Below are 15,155 nucleotides of genomic sequence, written 5' to 3' on the forward strand. Positions count from 1 at the left end.
TATTATGAAATACAACAACATACTCGAAACAATAGGTAATACACCACACGTAAAAATCAACCGTTTGTTTGGAACAAATCACAATGTTTGGATTAAACTGGAACGTGCAAATCCCGGAGCCAGTATCAAGGACAGAATTGCGCTTGCCATGATCGAAGATGCCGAAGAAAAAGGATTATTAAGAGAAGGAGGTACCATTATTGAAGCTACCTCCGGAAATACTGGCATTGGACTCGCTATGGTTGCTGCCGTAAAAGGTTATAAATTAGTGCTGGTCATGCCAGAATCCATGTCTATAGAAAGGCGCCGACTCATGAGCCTTTATGGTGCCGAATTTGTCTTGACACCTCGCGAAAAAGGAATGAAAGGCGCGCTGGAAAAAGCACAGGAATTAGTTGCTGAAATGCCAAATGCCTGGTCGCCACTTCAGTTTGATAATCCTGCCAATATTGAAATTCATAAAACAACCACCGCTCAGGAAATCATAAATGCATTTCCTGAAGGGCTGGATTATTTGATTACCGGCGTAGGAACCGGTGGTCACATCACGGGTTGTGCCGAAATATTGAAACAACATTTCCCCAACCTGAAAGTGTATGCTGTAGAACCTGAAGCCTCACCAGTAATCAGCGGTGGCACACCAGCTCCCCACCCTATTCAAGGAATTGGAGCAGGATTTATCCCTACCAATTTGCACACGGAGCTTTTAGACGGAACCATCCAAGTAAGCAAAGACGAAGCATTTGCTTATGCCCAAAGAGCCGCTAAAGAAGAAGGCATGTTCGTAGGAATATCCTCTGGAGCTTCGCTGGCAGCCGTGGCCAAAAAACTACCTAAAATCCCTGAAAACGCCAAAGTCCTGACCTTCTGTTACGACACCGGCGAACACTATTTAAGCATCGAAGGCTTATTTGTATAAACGAAAATCCTCTTTAAATACAAACCGATTTGTAAAACAAGTCGGTTTTTTTATGGCGTTTATTTTTTGGCGTGTCCTTGTTGCAGTGCTATTGTATAAATTACTTTGTTTAGTCCTGCAACAAGGTAAGGCTTTCCGTTATAATCTTTTATTCAGCTGTGCTTAATAAAAGGAGTTTCACTGCCATCCTTAACACAAAACGTACATGTTAAATGCTTTAGTAGACATGCTGACTTAGCTATCACAGAAAGTTAAAAACTAAACTCAATTTCAGCCTATGAAACAAGTCTGAAAAATTTATGACAAAGCTTTTAAAGAGAAAGCCGTTTAATTGAGTTATGATAGAACAAATGTATCACAACTCGCCAGAGAGTTGGGAGTTAGAGCACCACAGTTGTATGAATCGCGTAAAGAGTTTGAGGAATTTGGAGAAGGAAGTTTTAAACGTGTTACAATTTTAAAAACAGCCCTGGCCATGCGTCTTATAAGCGTTGATTTACTTGTATAACGTTAACCGGTTTAAAGTAAAATATATGAAATTATTATTTAAAAGGGAAGCTTTTGAAAGTACTATTTTTTAATCAAAAGGCGTTTCACTCTAACGGATAATTCATTTGGAGTGAAAGGTTTTGTTATGAAATCATCTGCGCCAAGTTCAAAAGCTTCCAATACTGTTTTCTCTAATCCAACAGCTGAAAGTATAATAATTGGTATATTTAATTGCAGTTCGATTTTCACTTTTCTTACGATATCTAATCCGGAAATATAAGGCATCATGATATCAGAAATTATTAAATCTGGATTTTCTGAAACTATTTTATCTAAAGCAACTTGACCGTTTGGACATAGAATCACGTGATATCCTTCTTTAACCAATCTGAATTCCATGGTTTTCAACATCATCTCGTCATCATCCACAATTAATATCTTCTTCATACAAATAGTTTTATAAGTTTATAGCTTTAAAAAAAATAAGAATCATGGGATAATTTAATATTTTCTACAAACTCAAGCTCAGTAATAACCAACTGGCAAAGTTTATTTAAATAAACAACTTCATCTCTTCTTTTCTGACTCAAGGGATTTGTCTCAATTTCATTTTCGATAATTTCTATACTTTCTGAAGCCTTGCTAATACCCAATAAACTGATGGACGATTTTAGCTTATGAATTTCTTCTTTCAACGTTTTTATGTCATCATCTTTGTTTGATTTCAAAATAATTTCTATGGATTCTGGTGTGTTTTCTAAAAAAATAGCAACCATATTTTTAATAAAACTCTGATCTCCTTCAGCGAAATCCTTTAAATATTTAAAATTAACTAATTTATCTCCTGTCAACACTTCATTTAGTGTTTTTGAAGATGGTGAATGAATTCCTTTATTTAAATTTACATTATGATATAACTTCTCCAATAATACATTAAAATCATAGGGTTTAGACAAATAATCGTTCATTCCATTTTGCAAACATCTTTTCTCTTCTCCCAATGTAGCATGCGCCGTCAAAGCGATAATAGGAACATTAGATTTATACCCCATTTGAGTCCGAATATAATGTGTGAGTTCATTCCCATCCATTTCCGGCATTTGGATGTCCATCAAAATAATATCATAATCGGTATTCGTGATCTTTTCAATCGCTATTTTTCCGTTAACGGCAATATCAATTTGTTTGTCCCATTTTCCAAAAACTTTCATCGCAAGAAGCTGATTCAATTCATTATCTTCCACTAAAAGTATTTTTATGTCTTTTAAGAAATCAGGATTGATTACCGTATTTTTTAATTTAGTGAGATTGCTTGTTGCTTTTTCCGCCTTTTTATACTGCAATGAAAAAGAGAATTCACTTCCTTCTGCAAATACACTTTCAACAGTAATTTTTCCGCCCTGTAACTCGACCAGTTTTCGCGTTATGGTAAGACCAAGCCCGGTTCCTCCATATTTTCTAGCAGTTTCGTTTGAAGCCTGATTGAAACTTTCAAATATGGAATCTATTTTATCTTTTGCAATACCGATTCCGGTATCGATTACTGAAAATTTAATCAAAGTATCGGTTTCAGTTTCCTGCATTTCAGTAACGACTACTTCCACATATCCTTTTTCGGTGAATTTTAAAGCATTCCCAACCAAGTTTACTAAAATTTGAGATAGTTTTGTAGGATCTCCAATTAAAATGCCATTTATATCCGGATCAATATCGTATAATAATTTTATTTTTTTCTCTTTTGCATTAGGAGATAGTAATTCAATCACGTAACTCACTGTTTTGGATAGAGAAAATTGTACTTCTTCAAAAGTCATTTTATCGGCTTCAATTTTAGAAAAGTCGAGAATATCATTAATAATATACATCAAATTATGGCTGGCTTTTTTAATTGCTTCCACGCTTTGCTTCTGGTCATTATCTAGATTTGTACTTTCAAGAATTCTGGCAAATCCAATGATTCCATTCATAGGAGTCCTAATTTCATGACTCATATTAGTAAGAAACTGCTCTTTTACAACAACTGCTTTTTCTGCTAATTCTTTTGCTTTAATTAATTCTGCTTCTGTACGTTTTTGTTCACTGATGTCTTGAATGGTTCCCAAAATTTTATACGGTTTGTCATTTTCGTCATTCACACATTTGATGAATTCATTGATATATTTTACCGTTCCTTTTTTACTTGTGATGCTATGATGAAACTGTACTTCTGCATTTGTGTTAATAACATGGTTCAGATTGTTTTCAAAAAGAGCTAAATCTTCAGTATCAGTAAAACAAGATTTAAAAAAATTAACTGAAGCAATTTCTTCGTTTTCTATTTCGAAAATAGTAAAGAATTCATCCGAAAAATAGACCTCATTAGTGCTTAAATTAATTTCCCAGCTTCCTATTTTGGCTAACTTTTGCGCTTCCAGAAGTCGGTTAGCATTTACCTTCAACGCTAATTCAGTATCTTTTCGGAGTTTTATACTTTCATGTAATTTGATTGCATTTCTAATACTTTGAGAAACACCATCAGGAGTCAAGAGGGTTTTTGGGATATAATCCGAAGCACCGCTTAGTATGGCCTGACTGGCAATTTTCTCGTCACCTTGTGAGGTTACAAAAATTATAGGTGTTTCAATTCCTGCCGTTCTTACTTTTTTCAAAAAAGAAATTCCATCCGTATCCGGCATCAAATAATCTAAAAAGATTAAGTCATAATACATTGATTCAATCTTTTCCATGCCTACTTTTGCAGAAAACACACTGTCTACCTCAGCAATCATTCCAGATTGAGATATCGAACGGCTGATTGTAATAGAGTCGATTTTGTCATCATCGATTATTAAAATTTTTAAAACAAGGGCCATAATATGCTGTTATTTTTGACTTGAAAATTCGATGATATTCCAATAATCATTCAATACCGAAAGAGAATAATTCAATTTATCGCTTTCAAATGACATTGGAATGTAACCGGCAATATTCAGGTTCAAAGCTGCTGCTTTATTAATATCTTCATCCGAGTCTGTAATCACAAAGATTAAAATCGATTTCAGATCTGGATGATTTCGTATTGCACTCAATAAATTTATTCCTTTTTTCTTTGTTCTGTTCACATCAATAAGTACTATTTTAGGAACAGGATTTATTTTATGAGATCCATCTAACATTAACCATGCCTCATTTTCGTTTTCTGCTGAAAATAAAGTATGCTTACAATCAATTTCTAAAAAAGACTTTTTGATATTTTCAATTGTGGTCTTTCTATTATCTACCAGCAAGATGTTTGCGTTTCCCATAACCAAAATAATTTAAATAAATTACATTTCACATAATTGCCAGAAATTTTTGAGCGTAGCAACTGAAGTCAAGAATTTTTCGAAAGAAAGGGGTTTAAGAATGTATCCGGCAACATTCAAATTATAAGCATTGATCTTGTCACTGTCCTCGTTTGAAGTGGTCATCACAAAAACCGATATATTTTTAAATTTTTCGTTTTCTCTCATAATTTTCAGAAACTCGATTCCATTCATTTTTGGCATATTAATATCCAAAATAATGATTTTAGGCATAGGAATTATCTTGTCGTCGAGCATTTCAAGGGCCTCCACTCCGTTTCCAGCAACAAAAAGCGGATTCATAATATTGTTTTTAGAGAATGCTCTTTTTACATTCATTACGTCTACTTCATCGTCTTCGACTAATAAAATATTTACCAATTTTTGGTTCATCATATTAATTTTTAAATGTTATTGTTTTGGGCCAATTTATTGTAAACACTGAACCGCTGATTAATCCCGGTGCATATGCTAATTTCCCTCCCACTAATTTCATGATTTTACAACTGATGGCTAAACCAGCTCCAGTTGTATTCGCTTCATCTTTAGAATTAACGGTATAAAAAATAGAGAAAATTTTCTGAATTGCCTGTTCCGGTATTCCCGGACCATTATCACTGATTTTTATTTCATAATCATTCTCATTTTCGCTTACGTCAACAAATACTTTCCTGTTCTCTTCATGATTAAACCGTACAGCATTATCAAGCACACACATTATTACTTTTTGCATTTTCAGCCCTAAAGTGATACAATTCTCCTGTTGCAGATCAGTATTAAATTGAAAATCTACATTTGCTGTGTTATCAAATAAAGCAATACAACTGGAAACCATTTTAGGAATATTCAATTCATAAAATTCTAATTCTGTTCGTTCAACCCGCGAAAGTTCAAGCAATGCATTCATCATGTTCTCAAGGCGGCTTACTCTATTTTTCAACAATCCTAAGTTAGTTAAAACATCTTGATTTACATCACTTCCCAGATCTTCTTCAATCCAGGTCGTTATATTTGATATCGCTCTCATTGGCGACTTTATATCGTGTGAAACAATATAAATAAACTCTTCAAATTCTTTTTTAAGGGTTACCAATTCTTCTTGGCACTTTTTTTCAGATTCCTCCATTTTAATTTATTTAGGCACGGTGAAAATGAAACTACATCCTTTATTTTGTTCGGATTCAATATGAATAGTTCCTCCTATTTCTTCAATAATTTTTTTGACAATAGATAACCCAATTCCGGTACTCTCTTTTACATCGCGCGCTTCAATGGTTTGAAAAACTTTAAATACTTTTTCATGGTACTCTTCCTCAATCCCTGGACCGTTGTCTTTTATACTAAATTGGTGAAAACCGGATACCGATTTATAATGACATCCTATTTTCCCCAAAGGTTTATCATTGTATTTTACTGCATTACTAATCAAATTACTAAAAACCTGTTGCAACAGTATTCCTTGAGATACAATAATCGGAAAGTTACCATCAATTGTAATTTCAAAACCTTCCATTGGAACAATCGAATCTACGATTTGACTTAGCATTAGTTTCAAATCAATAGTTTCGTTCGCAATTTCAACCCGTCCAATACGCGAATAATCTAAAACTCCATTAATTAAATTTTCCATTCGCATCACACGACCTCTCAATAAATCAAAGTTTGTGCTTACCTCTTTTGGCATATCCGGCATATCTTCAGCAATCCATTCCGAAAGATTATTGATTGCCCTGAGAGGAGCCTTCAAATCATGTGACACTACGTATGCAAACTGATCGAGCTCTTTATTCGTTTTCCCAAGATTTAATAATGCTACTTTTAAGTTTTCTTCGGCACTTTTCTGATCGGTAATGTCCGCACTGATAGCAATATATTGATATGGTTTTCCTTTTTCATCTAAGAAGGGTACAATGGTTGTTTTTTCCCAATAATACGTTCCGTCCTTAGCTAAATTTCTAATCTCTCCTTTCCATACATTCCCGTTTATAATTGTTTTGTATATCGTTCTAGTGAAATCCGGTGAAAGGTCACCTGAAATTATTCTTTGGTCTTTTCCTACCAATTCCTCTTTTGTATACTTAGAAATAGTACAAAAATTATCATTTACAAATGAAAACACCCCGTTTTTATTCATAATAGAAACAATTGAAGATTCATCTAATGCGGCTCTGATGTCATTGATTTCTTTTGCTTTTTCAGCAATTTTTAGCTCTGCAAGTGTTTTTTCAGTAACATCCATTATAGAACCCTGCAAACCAATTATTTGCTCTTTTTCATTTTTAATGGGCTTCCCAATTTCTAAAATATACTTTAATCTATTACCTGGTAAAACTATTCGATAACTAATTTTAAAATCTTGATCAATATCTAATTTATCATGGTTTAAATTATCTAATATTTCTAAATCATCGGGAAATATCCTTTCTCTATAGGCAGCAAATAACTTATCAGAACTTAACTCTTCCAGTTCAAAAATATTGTAATGTGATTTTGACCAAACCAAATCATCTGTAGCTAAATCAAATTTCCAACTACCAATTTTCGCAATACTTTGTGATTCATCTAATAATTTATTGCTATTTATCAAACTTTGTTCCACCAATGTCTTTTCAGTAATATCCTGAATACTCCCTTGAGCACCTATAACTTCTCCCGCTTCATTTTTGATAACCTCACCTAAAGTTAAAATGTATTTTACTCTGTTATCAGGGAATTCAATACTGTTTAAAAACTCAAAATCCTGACCTGTAGCAACACTTTTTTCAATTTCTTTATCTAATAGTACCAAGTCTTGCGGGCGTAGAATCTTTCTGTAAGCTTCATATAGGATTTCCGGAGCTAATTCATCAATTTCGAAAATTTTATAATGTCCTTTTGACCAAATTAAATCCTTTGTGATTAAATCAAATTTCCAACTTCCTGTTTTAGCAATACTTTGTGACTCGTCTAATAATTTATTACTGTTTATTAAATTTAACTGTGCTTCTTTTTCTTTAGTAATGTCTTTTGCTATCCCAAGATAACCTGTAATTTCATCTAAATTATTTTTTATAGCAGTTACTGATAATTGTACGGGTAATGTGCTGCCATCTTTTCGTACATAGGTCCACTGATGAGAATCAGCTATCCCTAATTTTCGTGCCTTAACAACAAAAACATCAAATCCAGGAAGTACTTCTTCTCCAAGTTCAACCGTGAGCTCTTCTGCCCTTTTAATTACTTCATCTAAAACATGCGCAATAGCCGGAGAATTTTTTTCAACTAGTTCAGCGGCTGTATAACCCAGCATAATTTCAGCTCCTCTATTGAATTCTTTAATTGTTCCATCAAGATCCGTCGCAATTACTGAAAACTCTGTAGAATTTAGAATTGCAGATAATTCACTACTTGTTTTTACAAGCGCTTCTTTTTGATCATTTTCTAAAGTCATGTCTCTGGCTATGCAATACAGATTACCAGTGATAGGATCTGGTGAGGTATTCCAGCTCAATAAAACATATTTCCCATTTTTACAGAGATATCTGTTTTCAAAACTGATTGTAAGTTCCCCGTTAGAAAGTTTTTCTACTTCATGGTAGGTTGATGCCAAATCATCCGGATGAACAAAATTAACAAAGGGAATTCCTTCCAGTTCTTCCTTAGAATAACCTAATACGGACGTAAATGCAGGATTCACTTTATAAAATAATCCATCCACATTAGTAATACAAACCAAATCCTTTGAAAGGTCAATAAAATTCTGAAATTCTTTTTGGGTAGTATTTAAATCTGAATTCTTTTTTCGCAATTGCAATAATAAAACGACTTGGTTTGCCAATAATTTTAAAGCATTTTTTTGTTCTGTACTCAAGGTCCTAGGCACCGTATCAATAACGCAAAGCGATCCTAAATTAAAACCATCTGAGTCTTTTAGCGGTGCTCCCGCATAGAATCTAATATCAGGATTGCCAGTTACCAGAGGATTAGCAGCAAATAATTTATTCTCTAAAGCATTTGCAACTTCATAGACTTCCTCTCCCATGATGGCATATTGGCAAAACGAAATTTCTCTAGGAGTTTCGGACGCTCCTAAGCCAACACTTGATTTAAACCACTGTCTTTCTTTATCCAACAAACTGACTAAAGCTATTGGAGTTCCGCAAATATAGGAAGCCAATTGTGTTATTGCGTCATACTCTTTTTCCGGTAAAGTATCCATAATTGAATAACTTTCAAGAGCTGTTAATCGTTCCGATTCATTTGTAGGTAAAGGGATTTTTTTCATTAATTTGGGTGGGTATTCTTTTAAATTTCATTAAACAAGAATTTAAATCCGTTTAAATAACTATTGATTAATAGCTAACAACTATATAGCACTTCCCGCTTTAAGAAGGTGTACATACAAAAATAATTTTTTTTTTGAATAATTGGAGTCTTAATCCCATTTTATATGGTCAAAACTAAAATCAAACTTAAATTTGTGGGTTCTTGACTCTAAAATTAACATTAGATAAAAGAATAAACTTTCACACAAAAATCTTATTCTTTTCTTCTATGCAATAACTATTTAAAGAGAAACAATTTTTCTTAAACATTTTTCATTTGTACGACAATTCTATCTTTTTTTGTGCTTTTCAAAAGTAAAAAATTTGTGAATAGGAAAAAATAAATCTATTTTTGATTCGATAACTTTTTGTTCAAAACGGATGAGCTACCTCAAAAAAGAATTATACGAACTTATCAAAATAGACAATTCTATTTTTGATTTCATTCAGGAATCCGCATTAGATGGACTTTGGTATTGGGATTTAGAAAAACCTGAGGAAGAATGGATGAATCCGAAATTTTGGACAACACTGGGCTATGATCCTCTAGAAATGCCTCATAAGTCCGCCTCTTGGCAGGACATTATTCATGCGGAAGATTTAAAAAAAGCAACCGAAAATTTTATCAAACATTGCGAAAACCCCAATCATTTATATGAGCAAATAGTTCGTTATAAACATAAAAATGGCACTACGGTTTGGATAAAATGTAGTGGCAAAGCAATACGGGATCAAGACGGGAAAGCAGTTAGAATGCTGGGCGCCCATACCGATATAACAAATTTAAAAAAGCAAGAAGAATTATTATTAAATTGTAATTCAGCCGCACGCATCGGATATTGGGAGATTGACTTGATTGCACAGACCTTACATTGGAGTCCCGTAACCAAAGAAATTCACGAAGTTAGCGCCGATTACGAACCCAATTTAGATACTGCAATAAATTTTTATAAAAAAGGGGAGAGCAGAGAACAGATCATCGCTTCGGTTAGTTTAGCGACAACTGAAGGTGTCCCATTTGACCATATGTTGCAAATAGTAACTGCAGAAAACAATACGCGTTGGATAAGAGCTATTGGTCAAACAGAGTTTTCTAATGGTATATGCACCAGAATTTATGGCACATTTCAAGACATTCATACTGAAAAAGAAGCCAAATTAGCTTTGATTCAGGAAAAAGAAAAACTGCAAAGTGTGCTCGAAGGCACAAATTCCGGTACTTGGGAATGGAATATACAAACAGGAGAAGCCCATTTTAATAGACGTTGGGCAGAAATTATAGGATACACGCTCGAAGAACTGGAACCCATAAGCATTCAAACCTGGATAGATCTGGCTCATCCTGATGATTTGATTACTTCCGGTGAAAAACTTAACGCCTGCTTTGGAAAAAAATCAGAATTCTACAACTGTGAATGTAGAATGAAACATAAAAATGGCGAATGGATATGGGTTTTAGACCGTGGAAAAGTTATTAGTTGGACTGAAGAAGGTTTACCGTTAATGATGTACGGCACTCATTCAGACATCTCTGAATACAAGAAAACCTTTGAACGAAACAAGCTTTTTATCGAACAAACCCCTACGGCGATAGCTATGTTTGATACGAACATATGCTACTTAGCTTCTTCGGAAAAATGGAGAGATGATTACGGATTACATGACAAAACCATAATAGGCAAATCACATTATGAAATATTCACGGAAATTGGAGAAGAATGGAAGCAAATTCATCGTGAATGCCTAAGTGGAATAACGAAAAAAAGAGACGAAGATAAGTTTGTTCGCAGCGATGGAACAATCCAATGGTTAACATGGGAGGTTAAACCCTGGTATACTGATAGTGGGATAGTAGGAGGATTAATAATGTACACCGATGATATTACTGCCAGAAAAAAAACCGAAGAACAACTACGTATCAGCGAAGAAGCTTTTAGAGGAAACTTTGAAAGTGCTGCTATAGGAATGGCTTTACTAAATGAGTCTGGACAATGGCTCAAAGTAAATAAAAGTTTATGTGAGATAGTGGGATATAATGAAGAGGAATTGATGCTCCTTACTTTTCAGGATATCACCCATCCGGACGACTTAGATACGGACCTCACCTTGCTCAAGGAACTTATTGATGGAAAAAGAAGTTTCTACCATATGGAAAAAAGATACATCTGTAAAAATCGCAGTACTGTTTCTATAATTTTGGCCGCTTCACTTGTAAGAGATGAAGACAACAAACCTCTATATTTTATTTCACAGATAATAGATATAACCGCCCAAAAAAGAGCAGAAAAAGAGCTGGAACAAGCATTAGCTCAGATTCAGGGTATTTTTGATGCCAGCACTCAGGTTTCAATTATTGAGACTGATGTCAATGGAATTATTACCACTTTCAATGTTGGTGCAGAAAATCTATTGGGATACAAAAAAGAGGAAATTACTTTTTTAAAAACACCGGAATCCATTCATCTGAAAGAAGAGATTATAGCCAGAGGAATAGAGCTAAGTTCTAAAAATAACTGCAAAATAGAAGGTTTTAATGTTTTTACCCACGCAGCAGATAAAGGTGAATTTGAAACACGCGAATGGACCTATGTAAAAAAAGATGGAAGTCAATTCCCGGTGCAACTAACCGTAACTGCTGTAAAAAACAGAGATATTATAGTAGGTTACTTAGGAATTGCGGTAGATATCAGCATTATTAAAAAAGCCGAAAATGAGATACAATCTCTGCTCCATGTAACCAAAGATCAAAATGAGCGGCTAAAAAATTTCGCACATATTGTTTCACATAATCTTAGATCGCATTCCGGAAATATAGCCATGATGTTCGATTTGTTGTTATATGAAAACCCAACATTCTTAGAAAACGAATTTATACAATTATTAGATACTGCTTCAAAAAATTTAAAAGAAACGATTGGACATCTTAACGAAGTAGTGTTAATGAACACTACTATAAGTGAAAACCTAATAACTATCAATCTACAAAAAGCTTTAAAAACATCCATTAATAGTATTAGTGCTCTTGCGAAAATTTCAAACGTAACCATTTACAACGAAGCAGATCCAAATCTGGAAATAGTAGGTATTTCAGCTTATGTTCATAGTATTTTACTCAATTTCCTTTCGAATGCTGTGAAATATAAATCCGATAAACGGTCTGCGTTTATAAAATTATATACCGAAATAGAAAATGATTTTGTAATTTTGAATATCGAGGATAATGGGATTGGAATCGACCTAAAAAAGAATAGTGGCAAACTCTTTGGAATGTATAAGACTTTTCATGGCAATTCAGATGCCCGTGGTATAGGACTATTTATTACTAAAAACCAAATTGAAGCCATTAGTGGAAAAATAAAAGTCACGAGTGACTTAGATAAAGGAACAACTTTTAAATTATATTTTAAACATGCCTAAAATTGACATTGCCTGTATTATTGATGACGACCCTATTTTTGTTTTTGGAACAAAAAGAATAATGGAAATTGCGAATTTTTGCGAAAGCTTCATGATTTTTCGGAATGGTAAAGAAGCTTTTGACAAACTGAAAGCAATTATTACTGCTGATGAGAAGCTACCCGATTTAATTCTTTTGGATTTGAATATGCCAATTTGGGATGGATGGCAATTTCTAGATGAGTTTATAAAAATTCCAAATGTAAATCCAATCACGATTTACATAATGACCAGTTCTGTTGATCCAGAGGATATCGAAAAAGCCAAAACTTACGATGCCGTTAGCAATTATCTAAAAAAACCTATCACCATGGCTGAGTTAAAAAAGCTTATGGAATAAAGTGTAAATTATTTCTATTCAACAAGAGCTAAAATATATAAAACTTTGATTTTAGTTCTTGTTACATTTGAAGTTCCATCTTTCCGTTTACTGTAACTTTATAAATATGTTTTTTTTAGCGCTAAAAATAAATTTTTAGTCACATAAAACTCTCTCTAGCACAACAAAAATACACTTCCAAAAAACTAAAAATAAAATACATATTAAAAAAATAACCATTTTTCTATTCTTTTTAAGTAGATTTATGTAGTGGTTTTTATCCCAATAAATATTTGACCCAAACAAAAATTTAAATACCATAAACACGGTTAATAATAAAATTTAAACCAATACTTATGGATGCTTATATTGTTAAAATGATAAAAGCGGTTTATATCACACACTATGTAAAATGCTTTACATTTCAAAACCCGACCGCGCTGATATAACATAATCGTGAGTACAATTATGCATCCGCTGCCGATAACATTGAGCATATAAATAAGAAACATTTTATACATGAAAAGAATTACTGTCTTCTGTGGATCCAGCTTTGGAAACGAAAAAAATTATGAAATTCAAGCTTTCAAACTTGGACAACTAATGGCCGAAAATAATTACGAACTCGTTTATGGTGGTGCAAACGTAGGTCTTATGGGAAGTGTTGCAGATGGTGTTTTAAATCACAACGGAAAAGTATTTGGTGTCTTACCAAGTTTTCTGATGAAGAAGGAAATCGCACACGATAGATTGACAGAATTATTCATTGTAGAAAGTATGCATGAGAGAAAAACCAAAATGAATGAACTTAGCGATGGCATAATTGCTTTGCCTGGCGGTTTTGGAACTCTGGAAGAATTATTCGAAATGCTAACTTGGGCGCAACTTGGACTTCATAAAAAACCAATTGGGATTTTGAATATCGATGGTTTTTATGATTTGTTACTACAATTTGTTGCAAATATGGTCGATAAAGGTTTTCTAAAACAAATCAATCAGCAAATGATCCTAGTGAGTGACAATGCTACCGATTTGCTTGAAAAAATGGAAAATTATGTAGCACCGGAAGTTGGAAAATGGATTATAAAGGGGAACGAATAATAGAGAGACAAACAAGTTCAATTGTTTCGCTTTTATAAAAAAGCTGCTGGTTCCTATTTTAGGTCTCTATTTAATATTTCTGATATAATGCGCCGAATTCAAATTAAGTCTACAGATGAACGATAAAAACAGTCAAAACGCGGTTATCGCATTATTAGCAGAATATGAAAAAGCAATCATAGAATTGCAGCATGTAATTCAAGATGTTTCCCAGGAAGACTTAATATTTATAGTAGATCAAGAAACCAAAAATCCTGATTGCAAATCCATTCAAACGATACTTTCACATGTGGTAAGTTCATGATATTCCTATTGTGTTTACATTCAGAATTTTAAATATAGAAATAGCATCCGTCCCGAAAAAGCAAATCGGAATTCTATTGTTGACTATATAAATGATTTAAATAACGTTCTCAAATTCACACAGGAAACATTTACAACAATTGAGGATGATGTGCTTGAAGAATGTGATTCTTCAAAGAAAATTAGGACTTCATGGGGACAACTTTATGATATAGAACAATTAATGGAACATGCCATAGTTCATATTCAACGTCACAGAAGACAAATTGAAAAGTTTAAAACCGCAATTAAACAACTGCACTAAACTGCAAATAACTGAGCACTAGTTTGTTTTTATGTTATAAAATAATACATTTACTCTAATTAGCATTAAAACGAGCAAGACGATTATTCCAAACTAAAAAATACAAACAACATGAAGTGGACAGTATCTTTTTTTCTTATCCTAATAATAAACATGGTAAGCTACAGCCAGAATAGCGATGAAGCTGTAGTTATAAAAAAATTACTGGAAAAAGAGTCCGCAACATGGAGAGCTGCTGATAGTAAAGGACATTCAGAATGCTGGCACATTCAACCGTATAGCCGAATATTAATTTCCACTCCTGAGGGAGTTACACTTGATATTCCTCCAACTGCAATGATTAACACAAATCCTAGTGCTATGGGAAATGGCGGTTTTTCTGTAAATACAAATTATAAAATGAGTATTAATGGGAATAGTGCGTGGGTGAGCCATGACGAAGAATCAACTGCTAAGGATGGTAAAAAAACTTTCTCCTATGAAATTCGATTATTAGAAAAAATTGAAGGACTATGGAAATTAGTGGGGCAATCCATCCACATTTATAATCCAAAATAATTTTTGAATCTTCAACTTTATTATGTTTAAAAAATTCTCTTTATCCAATAAATCAACTAAAACCATCAAAAGTAATTTT

Annotated in this window: 12 protein-coding genes; 6 read left to right on the top strand and 6 right to left on the bottom strand. The window is 33.4% G+C overall.

Annotated elements, in window-relative coordinates; translation table 11 throughout:
- Positions 1-4 precede the first annotated feature (4 nt).
- The gene (gene cysK / locus ACXX80_RS00410; protein ID WP_458551519.1) at positions 5-919 is read left to right on the top strand and encodes a cysteine synthase A; all 915 of its coding nucleotides are present in this window, start codon (positions 5-7) and stop codon (positions 917-919) included.
- 570 nt (positions 920-1,489) lie between these two features.
- Here cysK and ACXX80_RS00415 read toward each other — a convergent pair.
- Genes ACXX80_RS00415 through ACXX80_RS00440 form a run of 6 tightly spaced genes read right to left on the bottom strand, consistent with a single transcriptional unit; the run spans position 1,490 to position 8,995 of the window.
- Positions 1,490-1,855, bottom strand: coding sequence for a response regulator transcription factor (locus tag ACXX80_RS00415; RefSeq protein WP_458551520.1), 366 nt, complete (start codon positions 1,853-1,855; stop codon positions 1,490-1,492).
- A 26-nt stretch (positions 1,856-1,881) separates the two neighbouring features.
- The gene (locus tag ACXX80_RS00420) at positions 1,882-4,260 is read right to left on the bottom strand and encodes a response regulator (RefSeq protein ID WP_458551521.1); all 2,379 of its coding nucleotides are present in this window, start codon (positions 4,258-4,260) and stop codon (positions 1,882-1,884) included.
- Between the two features lie 9 nt (positions 4,261-4,269).
- A complete protein-coding gene (locus ACXX80_RS00425) occupies positions 4,270-4,692 on the bottom strand; it encodes a response regulator (protein WP_458551523.1) in 423 nt (140 codons plus the stop codon).
- A gap of 21 nt (positions 4,693-4,713) precedes the next feature.
- Positions 4,714-5,127 carry a response regulator gene (locus ACXX80_RS00430; protein ID WP_458551525.1) on the bottom strand — a complete coding sequence of 138 codons (414 nt, stop codon included), beginning with the start codon at positions 5,125-5,127 and terminating at the stop codon, positions 4,714-4,716.
- Between the two features lies 1 nt (position 5,128).
- Positions 5,129-5,857: a sensor histidine kinase gene (locus ACXX80_RS00435; protein ID WP_458551526.1), complete on the bottom strand. Its 729-nt coding sequence runs from the start codon at positions 5,855-5,857 to the stop codon at positions 5,129-5,131.
- A 6-nt stretch (positions 5,858-5,863) separates the two neighbouring features.
- Positions 5,864-8,995: a PAS domain S-box protein gene (locus ACXX80_RS00440; RefSeq protein WP_458551527.1), complete on the bottom strand. Its 3,132-nt coding sequence runs from the start codon at positions 8,993-8,995 to the stop codon at positions 5,864-5,866.
- 421 nt (positions 8,996-9,416) lie between these two features.
- Here ACXX80_RS00440 and ACXX80_RS00445 point away from each other — a divergent pair, with 421 nt between their 5' ends.
- The 5 genes from ACXX80_RS00445 (at position 9,417) to ACXX80_RS00465 (ending at position 15,076) form a co-directional block, all read left to right on the top strand.
- Entirely contained in the window at positions 9,417-12,452 is a 3,036-nt protein-coding gene (locus tag ACXX80_RS00445; protein WP_458551528.1) for a PAS domain S-box protein, read from the top strand.
- Complete coding sequence (locus tag ACXX80_RS00450; RefSeq protein WP_458551530.1) at positions 12,445-12,831, top strand: response regulator; 387 nt, start codon at positions 12,445-12,447, stop codon at positions 12,829-12,831. Before ACXX80_RS00445 ends, ACXX80_RS00450 begins: the two co-directional genes overlap by 8 nt.
- Positions 12,832-13,329: 498 nt before the next feature.
- On the top strand, positions 13,330-13,911 hold the full coding sequence (locus tag ACXX80_RS00455) for an LOG family protein (protein WP_458551531.1): 582 nt from the start codon (positions 13,330-13,332) through the stop codon (positions 13,909-13,911).
- A 115-nt stretch (positions 13,912-14,026) separates the two neighbouring features.
- Entirely contained in the window at positions 14,027-14,215 is a 189-nt protein-coding gene (locus ACXX80_RS00460) for a hypothetical protein (RefSeq protein WP_458551532.1), read from the top strand.
- A 414-nt stretch (positions 14,216-14,629) separates the two neighbouring features.
- The gene (locus ACXX80_RS00465) at positions 14,630-15,076 is read left to right on the top strand and encodes an endo-arabinase (RefSeq protein ID WP_458551533.1); all 447 of its coding nucleotides are present in this window, start codon (positions 14,630-14,632) and stop codon (positions 15,074-15,076) included.
- Positions 15,077-15,155: the final 79 nt, after the last annotated feature.

Source organism: Flavobacterium sp. GNP002 (assembly GCF_054343795.1).

Bases quoted from the DNA above. Each gene is read 5' to 3' on its own strand.
- cysK (WP_458551519.1), top strand. From the start codon at position 5: ATGAAATACAACAACATACTCGAAACAATAGGTAATACACCACACGTA.
- ACXX80_RS00415 (WP_458551520.1), bottom strand. From the start codon at position 1,855: ATGAAGAAGATATTAATTGTGGATGATGACGAGATGATGTTGAAAACC.
- ACXX80_RS00420 (WP_458551521.1), bottom strand. From the start codon at position 4,260: ATGGCCCTTGTTTTAAAAATTTTAATAATCGATGATGACAAAATCGAC.
- ACXX80_RS00425 (WP_458551523.1), bottom strand. From the start codon at position 4,692: ATGGGAAACGCAAACATCTTGCTGGTAGATAATAGAAAGACCACAATT.
- ACXX80_RS00430 (WP_458551525.1), bottom strand. From the start codon at position 5,127: ATGATGAACCAAAAATTGGTAAATATTTTATTAGTCGAAGACGATGAA.
- ACXX80_RS00435 (WP_458551526.1), bottom strand. From the start codon at position 5,857: ATGGAGGAATCTGAAAAAAAGTGCCAAGAAGAATTGGTAACCCTTAAA.
- ACXX80_RS00440 (WP_458551527.1), bottom strand. From the start codon at position 8,995: ATGAAAAAAATCCCTTTACCTACAAATGAATCGGAACGATTAACAGCT.
- ACXX80_RS00445 (WP_458551528.1), top strand. From the start codon at position 9,417: ATGAGCTACCTCAAAAAAGAATTATACGAACTTATCAAAATAGACAAT.
- ACXX80_RS00450 (WP_458551530.1), top strand. From the start codon at position 12,445: ATGCCTAAAATTGACATTGCCTGTATTATTGATGACGACCCTATTTTT.
- ACXX80_RS00455 (WP_458551531.1), top strand. From the start codon at position 13,330: ATGAAAAGAATTACTGTCTTCTGTGGATCCAGCTTTGGAAACGAAAAA.
- ACXX80_RS00460 (WP_458551532.1), top strand. From the start codon at position 14,027: ATGAACGATAAAAACAGTCAAAACGCGGTTATCGCATTATTAGCAGAA.
- ACXX80_RS00465 (WP_458551533.1), top strand. From the start codon at position 14,630: ATGAAGTGGACAGTATCTTTTTTTCTTATCCTAATAATAAACATGGTA.